Origin of the sequence: Xanthomonas sp. LF07-6 (assembly GCF_034105445.1) — a bacterium.
GTDB classification, from domain to species: Bacteria; Pseudomonadota; Gammaproteobacteria; order Xanthomonadales; family Xanthomonadaceae; genus Xanthomonas_A; species Xanthomonas_A sontii.
The window spans coordinates 100376-116201 of record NZ_JAXGGI010000010.1; the positions used below are offsets into that span (position 1 = coordinate 100376).

Consider the following 15826-nt stretch of genomic DNA (forward strand, 5'->3'; position numbering starts at 1 on the left):
TGCCGGAAGTCACTTTCTGCGCCCGCCCCATTGCCGTGGCATCGGCCCGCGGTCAGCATCCGTCGCATGACTCGATTCCTGCGCGACCTGATCGAACCCAAGCGCCTGGCTGGGTTGCTGACCGTGGCCACCGTGCTGTGGTCGTTCCAGTTCGCGCCGCATGCGCTGGTGGCCTGGCGCTGGATCGCGGCGGCGCTGTTCCTGCTGCCGCTGCTCGGCGCGCACTATCTGCCCGGGCGCTGGCGCGATGTCGCGCTGTGGGTCGAGGCAGCCGCGGCGATGGCCCTGGTCTGGCTGGAGCCGCACGTCGGCACCGCGCCGGTGTTGCTGGTGGTGGTGGTCGCGCAGGTGGCGCTGCAATGGCCGCCGCGCCCAGTGCTGGCGCTGGCGCTGCTGGCCAACCTGGGCACCTTCCTGGCGCTGTCCGCCGCCGGCATCAGGCATCCGTTGCTGACCACGCTGATCTACGCCGGCTTCCATGCTTTCGCCGGCCTCAGCGCGCACTACGCGCGCACCGCCGAGCTGGCGCGCGAGGCGCTGGCGCGTGTCAACGCCGACCTGCTGGCCACCCGTGCGCTGCTCGCCGACAGCACCCGCGATGCCGAGCGCCTGCGCCTGGCGCGCGAACTGCACGACGTGGCCGGACACAAGCTCACCGCCCTGCGCATCCAGTTGCGCCTGCTGCTGGCCGATCCGGCGCTGGCGCAACGCACGGAGGTGGCGACGGTGGAGCGACTGTCCGGCGAGCTGCTGGCCGACATCCGCGCGGTGGTGCAGTCGCTGCGCGACGACCGCGGGGTGGACCTGGAGACCGCGCTGTGTGCCCTGGCCGCGCCGTTCCCGCGGCCGCAACTGCAGTTGCAGATCGATCCGGCGCTGCGCATCACCGATCCGCACCTGGCCGAGACCCTGCTGCGGCTGGTGCAGGAAGCGCTGACCAACGCCGCCCGGCACGCCGACGCGGCACACGTGCGGGTGCGCCTGGGCCAGGATCGGCAGCAGCTGTGCCTGGACATCGAGGACGATGGCCACCGCGCCGAGCGCATCCGCGAGGGCAACGGCATCGCCGGCATGCGCGAGCGTCTGGCCGCGCTGCACGGGCGCCTGGAACTGGGCCGCACGCCGCTCGGCGGCATGCAGCTGAGCGCGAGGCTGCCGCTGTGAGCGCGCTGCGGATCGCCCTGGCCGACGACCAGGTGCTGGTGCGCGCGGGCCTGCGCGCGCTGTTGCAGACCCAGGGCATCGTCGTCGCCTGCGAGGCCGACGACGGCCAGGCCTTGCTCGACGTGGTGGCGGCCACGCCGGTGGACGTGGTGCTCAGCGACATCCGCATGCCCGGCATGGACGGCATCCAGGCGCTGCAGCAGTTGCGCGCGCGCGGCGACCGCATGCCGGTGCTGCTGCTCACCACCTTCGACGAATCCGATCTGCTGCTGCGCGCCACCGCCGCCGGCGCGCAGGGCTTCCTGCTCAAGGACGCCGCGCCCGAGGACCTGCGCGAGGCGATCGCGCGCGTGGCTGCCGGCGAGACCCTGCTGCAGCCGGTCAGCACCGACCCGGTGCGTGCGCGCTACCGCTACCGCGACGAGGACGCCCCGCGCGACACCTTCAACGAACGCGAAGTGGCGATCCTGCGCCTGCTCGCCGGCGGCTACTCCAACAAGGAGATCGCGCGCAGCCTGTTCCTGGCCGAAGGCACGGTGAAGAACTACGTTTCCACCATCCTCGACAAGCTCGGCACCCGCGACCGCACCCGTGCCGTGCTCAAGGCGATCACCTTGCGCATCATCTGATGCGTGCACCAGCGGTGGCGCTGCGACGTCCACCGGCAGCGCGGCGGGACTGAAGTCCCTCCCACAACGGTGCCACCGTGCCGTGCCGCGGCCTGCCGCAGGAGCGGCTTCAGCCGCGACAACCGATGGCGCGATTGCGGCTCGCCGATCAGCTGTTTCCCTCCAGCCAGCACGACATCCGCCGCCGCGACGCCTCCCCTGTGGGAGCGACCTCAGTCGCGACGCGACCCATCCGAACGCGCGCGCACGCCCGCAGTACGCTCCATACCCCGCCGTGTGCTGCCACCGGGACTTCTGCACACCCGCCGCAGACATTAAGATGCCGCGGGCATTGTGCCGACGAGGAATTCACGTTGATCATCCATCCGAAAGTCCGCGGTTTCATCTGCACCACCACGCATCCGCTCGGCTGCGAGCGCAACGTGCTCGAGCAGATCGCCGCCACGCGCGCGCGCGGCGTGCGCCACGACGGGCCAAAGAACGTGCTGGTGATCGGCGCGTCCAGCGGCTACGGCCTGGCCTCGCGCATCACCGCCGCGTTCGGCTTCGGCGCCGCCACCCTCGGCGTGTTCTTCGAAAAGCCCGGCAGCGAGAAGAAGGCCGGCACCGCCGGCTGGTACAACGCCGCCGCCTTCGACAAGCAGGCCAAGGCCGCCGGCCTGTACAGCAAGTCGATCAACGGCGACGCGTTCTCCGACGAGGCGCGCGCCAAGGTCATCGAACTGATCAAGCAGGACATGGGCGGCCAGGTCGACCTGGTGGTGTATTCGCTGGCCTCGCCGGTGCGCAAGCTGCCGGGCACCGGCGAAGTGAAGCGCTCGGCGCTCAAGCCGATCGGCCAGACCTACACCGCCACCGCCATCGACACCAACAAGGACGCGATCATCGAGGCCTCGATCGAGCCGGCCACCGAGCAGGAGATCGAGGACACCGTCACCGTGATGGGCGGCCAGGACTGGGAACTGTGGATCGATGCGCTGGACGCCGCCGGCGTGCTCGCCCCGGGCGCGCGCACTGTCGCCTTCAGCTACATCGGCACCGAGATCACCTGGCCGATCTACTGGCACGGCGCGCTGGGCAAGGCCAAGGTCGACCTCGACCAGACCGCGCAGCGCCTGCACGCGCGCCTGCAGGCTCACGGTGGCGCGGCCAACGTGGCGGTGCTGAAATCGGTGGTGACCCAGGCCAGCGCGGCGATCCCGGTGATGCCGTTGTACATCTCCATGGTCTACAAGATCATGAAGGAAAAGGGCCTGCACGAAGGCACCATCGAACAGGCCGACCGTCTGTTCCGCGAACGCCTGTACCGCGAAGACGGCCAGCCGGCCGCCACCGACGACGAGAACCGCCTGCGCCTGGACGACTGGGAACTGCGCGACGACGTGCAGGACGCCTGCAAGGCGCTGTGGCCGCAGGTGACCACCGAGAACCTGTTCCAGCTCACCGACTACGCCGGCTACAAGCACGAGTTCCTCAAGCTGTTCGGCTTCGAGCGCAAGGACGTGGACTACGACGCCGAGGTCGACCCCGACGTCAAGTTCGATTGCGTGGAGCTCTGAGGAGCGAGGATTCGGGATTCGGGAGTGGGGATTCGGGCGTCGTGTTGATCCCGGGCCCCGGACAGAAGATGCGGCCGGCAGCGATGTCGGCCGTTTTTTTGCGGTGACGGCGAGGCAGCGGTGGCGGCACGTCGACCGAATCGCGTCGGGACTGAAGTCCCTCCCACAAAGACCTCATCCATCCCCGCGGCATCTGCTGTAGGAGGGGCTTCAGCCGCGAAAACCGAAGCCGCGGTGCTGGAATTGCCAGCACACCCCCACGACTAAAACCCCGCCACACCGCAACGCCGATCCGCACGCAAACCCCGCAGCGCCAGCGCTTTTACGATTCCCCAATCCCCATTCCCGGCGCTTCACCGCGTCGGGACTGAAGTCCCTCCCACAAAGACCTCATCCATCCCCGCAGCATCTGCTGTAGGAGGGGCTTCAGCCGCGAAAACCGAAGCCGCGGTGCCGGAACTGCCCGCACACCCCAGGACTAAAAACCCCGCCACAGCGCAACGCCGATCCGCACGCAAACCCCGCAGCGCCAGCGCCTCTACGATTCCCCACTCCCCACTCCCCACTCCCCATTCCCCATTCCCCATTCCCGGCCTCACCGCCTCACATCGAACCGCGTCGCCCCCACGCACGCCCGCACCTCGGCCTCGCTCAGCGCCAGCACGTCGCCCGGCAGCGTGTGCTTGAGGCAGCCGGCGGCCAGGCCGAAGCGGATCGTGGCGGTGTCGTCCCAGCCACGGCTCAGCCCGTGCAGCACGCCGGCGGCGAAGGCGTCGCCGCCGCCGATGCGGTCGACGATGCCGCTCAGCTCCTCGGCCGGCGCCTGCGCGACGCTGCCGTCGCGGCGCAGCAGCATCGCGCCCAGGCTGTGCCGGTCCACGCTGTGCGCCACGCGCTGGGTGCAGGCCATCGCCTGCAGCTGCGGGAATGCGGCGAAGGCGTCGCGCGCGCCCGCTTCCACCCGCGCCTGCACGCTGTCCTGCGGGTAGCGGTGGCCCAGCACCACCTCCAGGTCGCGGTAGTCGGCGAACAGCACGTCCGCCTGCGCCAGCAGCTGGCGCAGGATGCCCGGCGCATCGCCGTTCCAGGCCTCCCATAGCTTGGGGCGGTAGTTGCCGTCGAACGACACCCGCACCCCGGCCGCGCGTGCCGCCTGCGCGGCCGCCAGCGCCGCGGCCGCGCCGCGTTCGCCCAGCGCCGGGGTCACTCCGGACAGGTGCAGCCACTGCGCGCCCCGCAGCAGCGCAGGCCAGTCGTGCCGGTCGCCCGCATCCAGCGCGAAGGCCGAGCCGGCGCGATCGTAGGTGACCTCGCTGGGGCGGTGCCCGGCGCCGGTGCTGAGGAAGTACAGGCCCATGCGCCCGGGCACGAAGCGCACCCCGCTGGTGTCCACGCCATGCCGGCGCAGTTCGCCGGCCGCGGCCTGGCCCAGCGGATTGTCCGGCAGCACGCTGACCACCGAGACGGCGTGGCCGAAATGCGCCAGCGCCACGCCCACGTTGGCCTCGGCACCGCCCACCTGCACCTCCAGCCGCGGCGTCTGCAGCAGCCGTTCGTGGCCGGGCGCGCCCAGGCGCAGCAACAGTTCGCCGAAGCAGACGATGCGGGAAACGGTCATGGCAAGCGGGTCCGGCAGCCGAAGGGACGCCAAGCATGCCGCGAAATGCAAACGCCGACCAGAAAAAGTGACTAGCGGTGTCATTTTTGTGCGGCAGCAGGCGCTTCGGCACTGGCCGACGTCGCGATCCTGCGCTATCTCATTGACTGAAAAGACCCTCGGGTCGCCGGGCACTCTGTTGCGCTGCAAGATGCCGGGATGTTTCGCAACTGTTAACGTTGGTTTTGACCAGCGGTGTCATTCGCGACAACGCCCGCAGTTCCACGCCGTCATGTAACCCTTGGGAGGGGAGGACATGCAATCACGTACCGAACGCCGGAAGACACCGGTTACCTTGCTCGCGCTGTCGATCGGCCTGGCCCTGCAGGCCGGTGCCCTGCAGGCACAGGAAGCGCCGGCGGCCGCGCCGCCCGCCGCGGCCTCGGCCGATGCCACCACCGAGCTCGACACCGTCGTCGTCACCGGTTACCGCGCCAGCGTGGAGAAGGCGCTGGACATCAAGCGCGCCGAAAAGGGCATGGTCGACGCCATCGTCGCCGAGGATGTGGGCAAGTTCCCGGACACCAACCTGGCCGAATCGCTGCAGCGCATCCCCGGCGTGGTCATCACCCGCGACGCCGGCGAAGGCCGCAACATCTCCGTGCGCGGCCTCGGCCCCGACTTCACCCGCGTGCGCATCAACGGCATGGAAGCGCTGACCACGGTCGGCGCCAGCGACCAGAGCGGCGGCACCAACCGCGGCCGCGGCTTCGACTTCAACGTGTTCGCCTCGGACCTGTTCACCCAGATGGTGGTGCGCAAGACCGCCTCGGCCGACGTGGAGGAAGGCTCGCTGGGCGCCACGGTCGACCTGCGCACCGCGCGGCCGTTCGACTACGACGGCTTCACCTTCGCCGCCAACGGCCAGGCCACCTACAACGGCATGTCGCAGAAGGCCGATCCGCGCATCGCCGCGCTGGTCGCCAACACCTGGGCCGACGGCACCTTCGGCGCGCTGATGTCGGTGGCCTACTCCGAGCGCCAGGTGCTCGAGGAAGGCAGCGGCACCACGCGCTGGGCCAACGGCCCGAGCAACAACGGCTACAGCCCCACCTCGCCGTTCGCCGCCGCCAACAGCGCCAACGTGTTCAGCCCGCGCATCCCGCGCTACACGCAGATGGAGCACGAGCAGAACCGCCTGGGCGTGACCGGCTCGCTGCAGTGGAAGCCCAACGACAGCACCGAGTTCTCGCTGGACGGCCTGTACTCGAAGATCGATGCCAAGCGCGACGAGCACTACATCGAGGCGATCAGCTTCAGCCGCGGCCGCTCGCAGAACGGCAAGCCGGACATGATCGTGCGCGACGGCTACGTCGACCCGGCCTCCGGTGCGCTGCTGTATGGCCGCTTCGACAACACCGACATCCGCTCGGAGAACCGCCACGACGAGTGGAACACGGTCTTCAAGCAGCTCACCTTGAACGGCGAGCACCGCTTCAGCGACACCTTCAAGATCACCGGCGAGATCGGCAGCTCCAGTTCCAAGCACCGGAACCCGATCCAGACCACGGTGATCATGGACAAGAACAACGTCGCCGGTTACAGCTACGACTACCGCAACAGCTACACCTCGCCGGTGTTCAACTACGGCATCGATCCGACCGCCGCCAACGGCTGGACCCTGGCCGAAGTGCGCATGCGTCCGCAGTCGGCCAACAACAGCTTCGACACCGGCTCGCTGAACTTCGAGTGGAACCTGGGCACCAACTTCACCCTCAAGGGCGGCGTGCTGGCCAAGAACTACGGCTTCGACACCAAGGAGTTCCGTCGCGCGTCCGAGACCAGCGTGCCGACCTTCGCCACCGGCAACCGCATCGTGCCGGTCGACCTGGTGACGCTGGCCGGGCTCAAGGGCATCAAGGGCACGCCGTCGAACTGGGCGGTGCCCGACCTCAACGGCATCGCCGATGCGCTGGGCATCTACAGCGGCACCGGCACCTGGACGCTGACCGAGCGCGCGGTCAACACCCGCAGCGTGGAAGAGAAGGACCGCGGCGCCTGGTTGATGGGCGACTTCGCCTTCGACATCGGCGCGATCCCGTTCTCCGGCAACATCGGCGTGCGCTACGTGAAGACCAACCAGTCTTCCACCGGCTACGCCCTGGTCGGCTCGAACCTGATCAACACCACGGTCGAGCGCGACTACCACGACACCCTGCCGTCGCTGAACCTGGTCGCCGAGATCACCCCGGACTTCCTGATCCGCTTCGGCGCCGCCAAGGTGATGACGCGGCCGGGCCTGGGCAGCCTGACCCCGGGCGTGACGGTCGCCGTCGCCGGCGGCGCGCGCACGGTCAGCGGCGGCAATCCGAACCTGGATCCGATCCGCGCCAAGACCGCCGACCTCGGCTTCGAGTGGTACCTGCAGGAAGGCGCGATGCTCGGCCTGGCGCTGTTCTACAAGGACATCGACAGCTTCGTGCAGACCGCGCGCACCATCGCCCCGTACTCCAGCAGCGGCCTGCCGGTCAGCCTGCTCGACGGCACCGGCGCGGCGGCCAGCGACGACTTCGTCTTCAGCGTGCCGCTCAACACTCCGGGCGGCAAGCTGAAGGGCGCCGAGTTCAACTACATCCAGCCCTTCAGCTTCCTGCCGGGCAAGTGGGCCAACTTCGGTACCCAGCTGAACTACACCTACGTGCAGTCCAAGATCCAGTACGTCACCGGCACCGGCGCGCTGTCGTTCAACACCGACCTCACCGGCCTGTCGAAGAACTCGTACAACGCCACGCTGTTCTACGAAGGCGAGCGCTTCAGCGGCCGCGTGTCGCTGACCCACCGCGACGGCTACCTGACCCAGGTGCCGGCCACGGAAACCGGCTTCGACATGCACGGCATGCGCGGCACCAATGTCGTGGACGCCAAGCTGACCTACAAGATCGACGAGAAGATCGACATCAGCCTGGAAGGGTCGAACCTGACCAACGTGCCGTACTACGAGTGGGTGCAGACCAGCGCCACCGGCGCGCAGCTTCCGCTGACCTACAGCGAGACCGGCCGCCAGTACGCGATCGGGGTGCGTTACAAGTTCTGAAGACTGCGTTCGCCGGTGCCGCGCTGCGGCATCGGCAACGCCCCGCTGCCCGCATACTCGCGGGTCGGGGAGGGAGATCGACGCGCGCCGCCAGGGTGCGCGCCGATCGCAAAGGAGCGAGATGAAACAGGCAATGTGCGGCAGCGCGATGGGCGCCGGCGGTGGTGTGTCGGCGATCGGTCCTGGGGTGTGGCGTCGCCTGAAGGCGAAGGCGGTGCACCTGCTTGCGTCCATCGGCTCTCCGCGATTGCCACAGGATGTGCCGGCATCGCGCGTCGCGGCTGAAGCCGCTCCCACAGTGCAGCAACGCACATGTGGAAGCGGCTTCAGCCGCGACGCGCGGTTCCTACCCACTTCGGCAAAGCAAGGCTCTACTGCAGACGCCTCCAAATCGCAGAGCCCAGGTCGCATCTCACACCGCCTCGCCCTGCTCTGTGCCCTCGCGTTGCCAGCGATCGCCGCAGCCGCCACTCCCGAACTGCTGTTCCGCGTCTCCGCCGACAAAGGCCTGGACGCCGACGTCGCCCATGGCGACCCCCAACCCAACTTCCGCGACAAGATCGCCCTGGTGCCGACCGGCGTCTCCGGCCAGGCCATCGAATGGGCCGACGACGGCGTGCTGTCCTGGAACGCCCCCGGCAACCTCTACACCCAGCGCGGCACGCTGTCGTTCTTCTGGCGCTCGCGCTACCCGGTGGGCGAAGCGCCGTTCGTGATCTTCCGCGTCGGCTACGCCGACCACACCAGCTGGGACATGGCCTGGCTGCGCATCGACTGGAACGGCCACGGCTTCGATGCCTTCGTGACCGACGCCAACCTGGCCCGCACCCGCGTCTCCTTCAAGCTGGACAAGTTCCCCGCACCCAGCGCCTGGACCCACCTGGCCTTCGCCTGGGACGAAACCCGCGGCGTGCGCCTGTACGTGGACGGCAAGGAAGCCGCGCGCGTGGATTGCACGCAGGCCTGCGCCGATGGCGGCTCGCTCGACTTCGACGCCGCGCTCGACCAGCTCGGGCTGGCCGCACGCGTGCTGGCGCCGCACCAGGTGCAGAGCCGCTATAACTTCCTGCGCGGCAGCGACTTCGACGAAATCCGCGTCTACGACCGCATGCTCGACGCCGCGGGCGTCGCCGCGCTGGCCCGGCAGCAGGAACCGCGCAGCGCCGAGACCGTGCCCGACAGTGCCGCGCGCAACGCCTGGCTGCACCGCTTCGGCTGGGACCACGGCCGCGCACCGCCGGCGCTGGATGCCCCGTCCACGCGCATCCGCAAGGTCGAGTTCGCCGACGCCAAGGATCTCAAGGAGTGGATGTGGAAGGCGACCGACGGCATCGCCGAGACCACCTGGCCCGGCGTCTATAACCGCTCGCGCCTGCCCGGCCGCAACGACTACTTCCAGTTGCCCGACTGGAACGTCTACGTCGAAGGCGGCAAGGCGCTGGACCTGGCCCTGCCCGACGAACCGTTCAACCGCATCGAACTGCGCGGCGCCGCCTACGGCCAGGCCACCTATGCCGCCGCTGGCGCCACGCCTGCGCCGCTGTTCTCGCGCGCCCAGGGCACCGTGCGCAGCGTCGATCAGTTCGAACGCCGCCGCGGCGGCCACCTGCGTTTCACCAACGTCGCCCAGGAAACCCCGATCCAGGAGATCTGGGCCTACGACGTCGGCGCCGGTGCCGAGCCGGCCAACCCCAGCGCCACGCTGCGCTACACCGTGCGCAGCGACATCGCCCCGGACTACGCCAACCTCGCCGCGCTGCGCGCCTACATCGCCGGGCGCTACCCGCCGGACGAGCGCAGCACCGTGGTCGCCCTGCCGACCAAGGCGCCGTCGCGCAAGCGTGCCGACGAAAAGACCGCGGTGCCGCCGCTGCCCATCGTCCACGTGCTCATTCCCTCCAACCTCGGCGACGCACCGGCCGCGCAGCCGCTGATGCGCAGTTGGTCCTACGGCTGGGAGAACATGCACGATGGCCTGGACGGCATCGCCATCGACCTGCCGGCGCTGCAGCTGCCGGCCACGCACAACGGCCTGATCCCGCTCAACCTCCGCGTCAAGGATCCGATCTGGCCGGGCCGCGACATGCTCGACGTGTCGGTGTCGGTCGCACCCGGACAGGCGCGCACGCTGTGGCTGGACCTGCGCGACCGCATCCTGACCGACGACAGCCTGATGCTCAGCATCGCCTCGGCCGCGCCCGGCTTCGACGCGCGCGCGCTGGACGGCGCGCAGATCCGCCTGCTGTTCAAGCCGCGCGAGCAGGCCAAGGTCGAGCACATCGCCGACCGCTTCAACCAGGTCAAGGACAACTGGGGCTTCCTGGTCGAGGAACACACCACCTCCAAGCGCCAGCGTCTGTACGCGCGCCTGGATGCGGACATCCACGACCTGCTGCGGGTGGATCCGGACAACGCGCTGGGCCGCCAGTACTGGGCCGACATCAGCTACGGCAACCAGGGCCCGCTGCCGGTGCAGTTGCCGCAGCCGCCCAAGGGCGTGCCCGGCTGGGCGTTCTGGCAGCTGGAAGACCTCAAGGCCACGCGCCGCTACATCAACTGGTGGATCGACGAACGCCAGGTCGACTACGGCGATTTCGGCGGCGGCATCTCCGACGATTCCGACCTCACCCAGCAATGGCCCGGCGTCGCCCTGATGGGCGTGGATCCCGACAAGCTCAACGCCTCGCTCACCGCCCTGTCCGACGCCAACTACCGCAACGGCATGTTCACCGACGGCCTCTCCACCATCGAGACCGACGAACTGCATTCCTACGAGGACGGCATCAACATCAACAGCGAGATGCTCTACCTCAACTGGGGCGACCCGCTGACGGTGGAGCGGCTGATGCGCACGGTGAAGGCGTTCGACAACATCATCCAGGTCAACCCGCAGGGCCACCTGCTGTTCGCCAGCAACTGGTTCGGCGGGCGCAAGGTCTACCGCGAACCGAACTGGCAGTGGCAAAAACCCTACTCGTTCCCGATCCTGCACCCGGCGCTGCTGCTGGGCGGCTACAACGCCGACCCCAACAGCCGCCGCATCGTCACCGGCCTGGCCGACGGCTACCTCGCCCACGCCTACACCGACGCCAAGGGCCAATGGGCGCTGCCCAACGAGATCAACTGGGCCACCGGCAAGACCCGCGGCGGCAGCCTGTTCGACGGCAGCGGCGGCCCCGACACCCTGCACACCTTCTGGGCCGCCTACCGCTGGACCGGCGATGCACGCTACCTCCAGCCCATCGACTACCGCGTCGCCAAGGCCGGCCCCGGCGGCCTGTCCCTGCTCAACGAGAACTTCCTCGACGTGCTCGGCAAGCGCGACAGCTGGGGCGCCAGCCTGGCCAAGGCAGCGGCCGACGCCGACCCCGACGACGCCCCGGATTTCGCCCACCACGTCGCCTGGGAACAGAGCGGCGACCCGCGCTGGCTGGAAACCCTGTACCGCGCCGAGACCCGCGACAAACTGCAGACGTTCTACATGAACACCGAAGGCCACTGGTGGAGCGACCGCGTCGAATCGCCCACCGTGAACCTGCAGCGCGCCCGCCTCGGCGGCGTCGCCCTCAAGCGCAACCAGACCTACCCCGGCCACACCGTCAGCTGGCGCTTCGCCGATCCCGAAGGCGCCGTGCAGGTGGCGCTGCTGCTGCCCAAGCCGCGGCAGGATCGCTTCACCGTCATCGGCTACAACACCAGCGGCAAGACGCAGCGGGCGCAGATGACCGGGTGGAATGTCGCGGCCGGGCAGTGGCGCATGCGTGCGGGCGTGGATCGCGATGGCGATGGGAAGATCGATGGCAAGGCCGCTACGCGGGAATTCGCGTTCGAGAAGAGCGGGGCGGTGGATGTGGAATTCCCGGCAGGGCAGACGGTGGTGATGGAGTTCGAGCTGGTCGCACCGGCCGCGGTGCCGGTCGAGCTACGGCCGGATCTGGGGATCGGGCGTGGGGATGTGCGGGTGACCGCGGACGCTATCGAAGTCACCGTGCATAGCCTGGGGCATGTGGATGCGCCGGCGGGGTTTGTGGTGTTGGAAGATGCACGTGGCAGGGAATTGGCGCGGGCGGGGTTTCCTGCGTTGGAGGCGCCGCGGGATTTGGAGCCGAGGACGGCGACGGTGCGGTTGGCAGCGCCGGTTGGTGGTGACGGCAAAGGTGCGCGGATAAGGATCGTTACCGACGATGAAGTGGACGAGGTGACGCAGCGCAATAACGTGCTGCAGCTACCCTGATCTAGCAGTCATAAGTCGGCGGCGCCTCCTCCGACAACGCGAGGTGCCGTCGCGCGACTCCGGGACAGAATCTACATTTGTCTCCACACCCCGAATTGCGTCGTGCTACAACGGGCTCGTCTATCTAGGAGAAGAGACTCCCAGCGCACCTTACCGACGGCCGCGCGTGCTTGTAGTGTATACCTCAGTAAGTCTCAGCGAAGCCGGAACTCAACTTTTTCTCAGGGGGAATCGATGTTCACCAAGGCTTCGATCGTCGCGGCGATAGTCGGCGCGCATGGCTCGGCCGCCGCATCCGCGGATACCGGTGTACGCGCATCGACGCACGTGTTGGGCATGAACCATTACCGACCGGGAGATATTTTATGAAACGATTAGTTACAGCCATTCTGCTCGTCGGCACCTCCTCAAGCGCAGTTGCAGCGAAGACTCAATTGAGTTTTGCACCTTTCTAAATTGCATTGTCGTAACGATGGTGCTTAGACCTCGGTAGAGACTTCGGTGTCACAAATTTTTGTTGTTAGGGAGAGCTTGGATGGCAAAATACAATGTCTCATACTCATATTATAAGCTGGACGAAAAAGGGCGCCCGAAGAACAAAACGTCTACCGCGAGAATAGTTGAGACAACATCTGACTTCATGGCGTATCAAATAATAAGGGGGAAACACCCTGGCTGCGAGATTGAATTTCGCAAAATAGTAGAGATTTTAAAAAAGTAGCAAGCCGAGCCGTTCGCTTTCGCTTATAAAAAATAGTAGATTATTTTAATTTATGTCGCCAGCATCGCGGCCGGAGCGCAGTGCACAGTTGGATCAAAATTTGTGAAAATGGTACAATAAAGCAGTGCCTAACCTAAAGGTTCGAAGATGCATGGCGCCTAGTAGAGCCTGTACACGCGCTGGTGTGGCAGAGTGAGTAACGGGGTCAGCGAGCAACGTGGCAGGTTCACTTATAAGTCAGCGAAAACAGGGGGCAGAGTGCACTTGTCGTCCGTTACGCCCTTGAAAGTTCGTTCTGACCCTAGTTCTAGATTCCACGTTTTCTACGTGATCAAGGACTCACATCGAAATCTGATATAGGCGGATGTCCTTACCTGCGCAGGCGCTGGTGGGGCGTGTGCCGCGTCGCTAGTTTATAGAAATCGATGGTATCTGCAGGAGCAGGTCTAACAACTCATTCAAGCCAAATCCGCTTAGCGGACCAACTTAATTCAGGCGTTAGCCATCAGTAAGGGGAATTCAATGTCGGCTCATATTCTGAAACAATTAGTTCTTCCAGACAGATACGAACGCCTTGTGGAGCATCTTGGTGCAGATGTTGCGAATATTCTCACTTCGCCCGCGACAGAAAACATAGACAGCTTACGCTCGCTTGCCAATGAAGTCTTTAGTAGAAACGAAGGGGTTCTAGTTCCTGTCGCCGGGCGTACTGGTGTTGGCAAAACCACCTTTGTTATGAACTCGGGCCAGTGGCTACCAAGCCTCTTTGCGCCTTCGTTGCAGTACGAAAGCTCGCTCGATTTTGAGAGCCTAGTCAAAGCGGTAAAGGATCATGTCGAATCTCTTCCTGCAAACGAGCGACGCATTGTACCCATTAACATTGATCATAGGGAAAACGCTCCTCCTACCGATAGTGAGCTGGCTACACTTAAAAGATTTCTGAGAACCAATGCCGCCGGCATACCGGCGATGGTCTTCTGGCCCGAGACGAGCGATGAAATTGCCAAAGTGCTTTCTAAGCGATATACCGAAATCGCCGGCGAAACTTCTGTCCCACTACCTATCGAGTGCAGGGGGCCAAACCCAGACTCCTGGCAAGATATCGCTAAGCACACGCTGAGCTTGTCTAACCATATCGGTAATCTTGAGCAACTCGGTGTTGATCCTGCGGACTACAACCCGCAAGAGTTTCCAACGCTCGGTGCATTTCTCAGACGCTTGTCGCACGATTTCAACAGGCAGCTTGAAAGGCTCAGAGCAGATATGGAGTTACCGGTATCGATCGTAATTGCGTTTTGCAGCGAAAGTGCCGACCCCGGAGTTCTGAGTCACATCACTTCCGCCGCTCGCTATGGGATGCTTGACTCTCACGCATTAGTCTCCGTGACATCCCAAAGTCAAATTGGGAAATGGTGGTCTGGCCGCAGGGGCCTTCTCACGCGAGCAATAGTCCAGTTGGATGCGCACGCGGTCTGTGTGACACCCACATCCGCGGCGTCTGCCATAAGGAACTTCGCCGACGAAATGCCTCTGTTCGATACGATTGGGTATCGCAGATACGGCCCCGCGCGCGGAGTGAGAGACCTAAATCGGTCCGATCTGGGAAAGCTGTTATGCGGGGCTGAACTCATGAGATTTGAGGCTCGAGGAACTCCGGGAGACGAGGCCGCAGCGGCCTTTCAGTTGTTGGCAGAGCAGGGATTCAATCTTGGCAAAGATAAGAATCTAAACTGGATTATGCGGGCCGCAATTGAGGCCCTACTGAAAGACAACGGCGTCCCATTTGTACGCGCCACGTCCGAAAAAGCACTTCCATTCTGCGGCCTCATTCCTGACAATGCCTTCTTCTTTGATGACCATGTTCAATGCGTTGAATTTACTTGGCGCAAGGGCGACTTCCTTGCATCCAGTCGGCGGTCCGAGGTGGCTCAGTACATCTTAGTTAAGCTTCAAAGCTATGTCCGTCAGCTAGGCTGGACCACGGATTGACAGCGAGAAAGGGGGCGGAGTGCACTTTTCTTGTGAGAGAAAAAGTTGGTAAGTGGGGTCAGTGGTAAGTGGGGTCAGAGTACAGTTTCCCTGACGGGCACTCTAGAAAGTTCTCTCTATGAAGTACTCTCTGGCCCCATTTTTTGAGAAAACAGGGGTCAGAGTGCATTTTCTTGTATGCAAGGCTATTTAAATTAAGCTCTGACCCCATTTCTGTAGTAAACATGCTGGGTACAACAATCCATGCGAGACGAATGCGTATCGCGGGTTGGCTTACTTCAGGCATCAGTCTAATGATGCACGCGCGGTGCAGCGACCACCTTGGGCAAGTCCTCATGATCGCGAACTGTGGCATGCTCGGCTCTTGGTGGCAGTACTGGAGAGTGCGGTCCATGCTTCACGACCTCCTTGGCACCAACGCCTAACCATGATGCAACCCGAAGCCGCCGCGCGGTGCGGTTCAATTCAGGTGCCAGGCCCCGAGAACATGTCTATGCAGCCGGCGAAGATTTCCATACTTGCTCTGCTGGTTCTTGAAGCAAGTCTGGTCATTTCAACGGTGGCGTCCCTCCTCCTGCGCGATGTCCCTGTGGTGCCTGTTGCGTTCGCCGTGCTTGGGGTTGGCTCGTTCCTGGCGCTTCTGATCTCTGTTCCGGCAGCGTGGTACTCCGTGGCCACGGATCGCTCAACTCGCTCGGCGCCTTACTTGTCGACCGTCGTCGTCGGTAGTCTCCTGATTACCTGTTTCATCGTGCTGCCGTTTCTGGGCGGCGGCGTGTAGCAGTGCGCACACCAAGCCCGGAGGCTTGGGCCTTGACGACCGATCTTTGTGACACCCA

General features: G+C 65.3%; 9 protein-coding genes. 8 read left to right on the plus strand and 1 reads right to left on the minus strand.

Going from position 1 to position 15826, the window contains the following annotated elements; translation table 11 throughout:
- Positions 1 to 66: 66 nt before the first annotated feature.
- From SLW56_RS15305 to fabV, 3 genes are all read left to right on the plus strand, one after another.
- Positions 67 to 1164 carry a histidine kinase gene (locus SLW56_RS15305; protein WP_320695084.1) on the plus strand — a complete coding sequence of 366 codons (1098 nt, stop codon included), beginning with the start codon at positions 67 to 69 and terminating at the stop codon, positions 1162 to 1164.
- Positions 1161 to 1793, plus strand: coding sequence for a response regulator transcription factor (locus SLW56_RS15310; protein ID WP_267098934.1), 633 nt, complete (start codon positions 1161 to 1163; stop codon positions 1791 to 1793). The genes SLW56_RS15305 and SLW56_RS15310 overlap by 4 nt, the downstream gene beginning before the upstream one ends.
- A gap of 353 nt (positions 1794 to 2146) precedes the next feature.
- Positions 2147 to 3352 carry an enoyl-ACP reductase FabV gene (gene fabV, locus SLW56_RS15315; RefSeq protein ID WP_152236780.1) on the plus strand — a complete coding sequence of 402 codons (1206 nt, stop codon included), beginning with the start codon at positions 2147 to 2149 and terminating at the stop codon, positions 3350 to 3352.
- Between the two features lie 595 nt (positions 3353 to 3947).
- On the opposite strand, the gene SLW56_RS15320 is transcribed toward fabV, so the two are convergent.
- Complete coding sequence (locus SLW56_RS15320) at positions 3948 to 4970, minus strand: sugar kinase (protein ID WP_152239797.1); 1023 nt, start codon at positions 4968 to 4970, stop codon at positions 3948 to 3950.
- 295 nt (positions 4971 to 5265) lie between these two features.
- On the opposite strand from SLW56_RS15320, the gene SLW56_RS15325 reads away from it, so the two are divergent.
- The 5 genes from SLW56_RS15325 to SLW56_RS15345 all read left to right on the plus strand — a co-directional run bounded on the left by SLW56_RS15325 (position 5266) and on the right by SLW56_RS15345 (position 15768).
- Complete coding sequence (locus tag SLW56_RS15325; RefSeq protein ID WP_320695085.1) at positions 5266 to 8043, plus strand: TonB-dependent receptor; 2778 nt, start codon at positions 5266 to 5268, stop codon at positions 8041 to 8043.
- 445 nt (positions 8044 to 8488) lie between these two features.
- Complete coding sequence (locus tag SLW56_RS15330; protein WP_320695086.1) at positions 8489 to 12277, plus strand: LamG-like jellyroll fold domain-containing protein; 3789 nt, start codon at positions 8489 to 8491, stop codon at positions 12275 to 12277.
- 234 nt (positions 12278 to 12511) lie between these two features.
- Positions 12512 to 12646, plus strand: a complete 135-nt coding sequence (locus SLW56_RS15335; RefSeq protein WP_320695087.1) for a hypothetical protein — start codon at positions 12512 to 12514, stop codon at positions 12644 to 12646.
- An 874-nt stretch (positions 12647 to 13520) separates the two neighbouring features.
- On the plus strand, positions 13521 to 14987 hold the full coding sequence (locus SLW56_RS15340; protein ID WP_320695088.1) for a hypothetical protein: 1467 nt from the start codon (positions 13521 to 13523) through the stop codon (positions 14985 to 14987).
- Positions 14988 to 15414: 427 nt separating this feature from the next.
- Positions 15415 to 15768 carry a hypothetical protein gene (locus tag SLW56_RS15345; RefSeq protein WP_320695089.1) on the plus strand — a complete coding sequence of 118 codons (354 nt, stop codon included), beginning with the start codon at positions 15415 to 15417 and terminating at the stop codon, positions 15766 to 15768.
- Positions 15769 to 15826 lie beyond the last annotated feature (58 nt).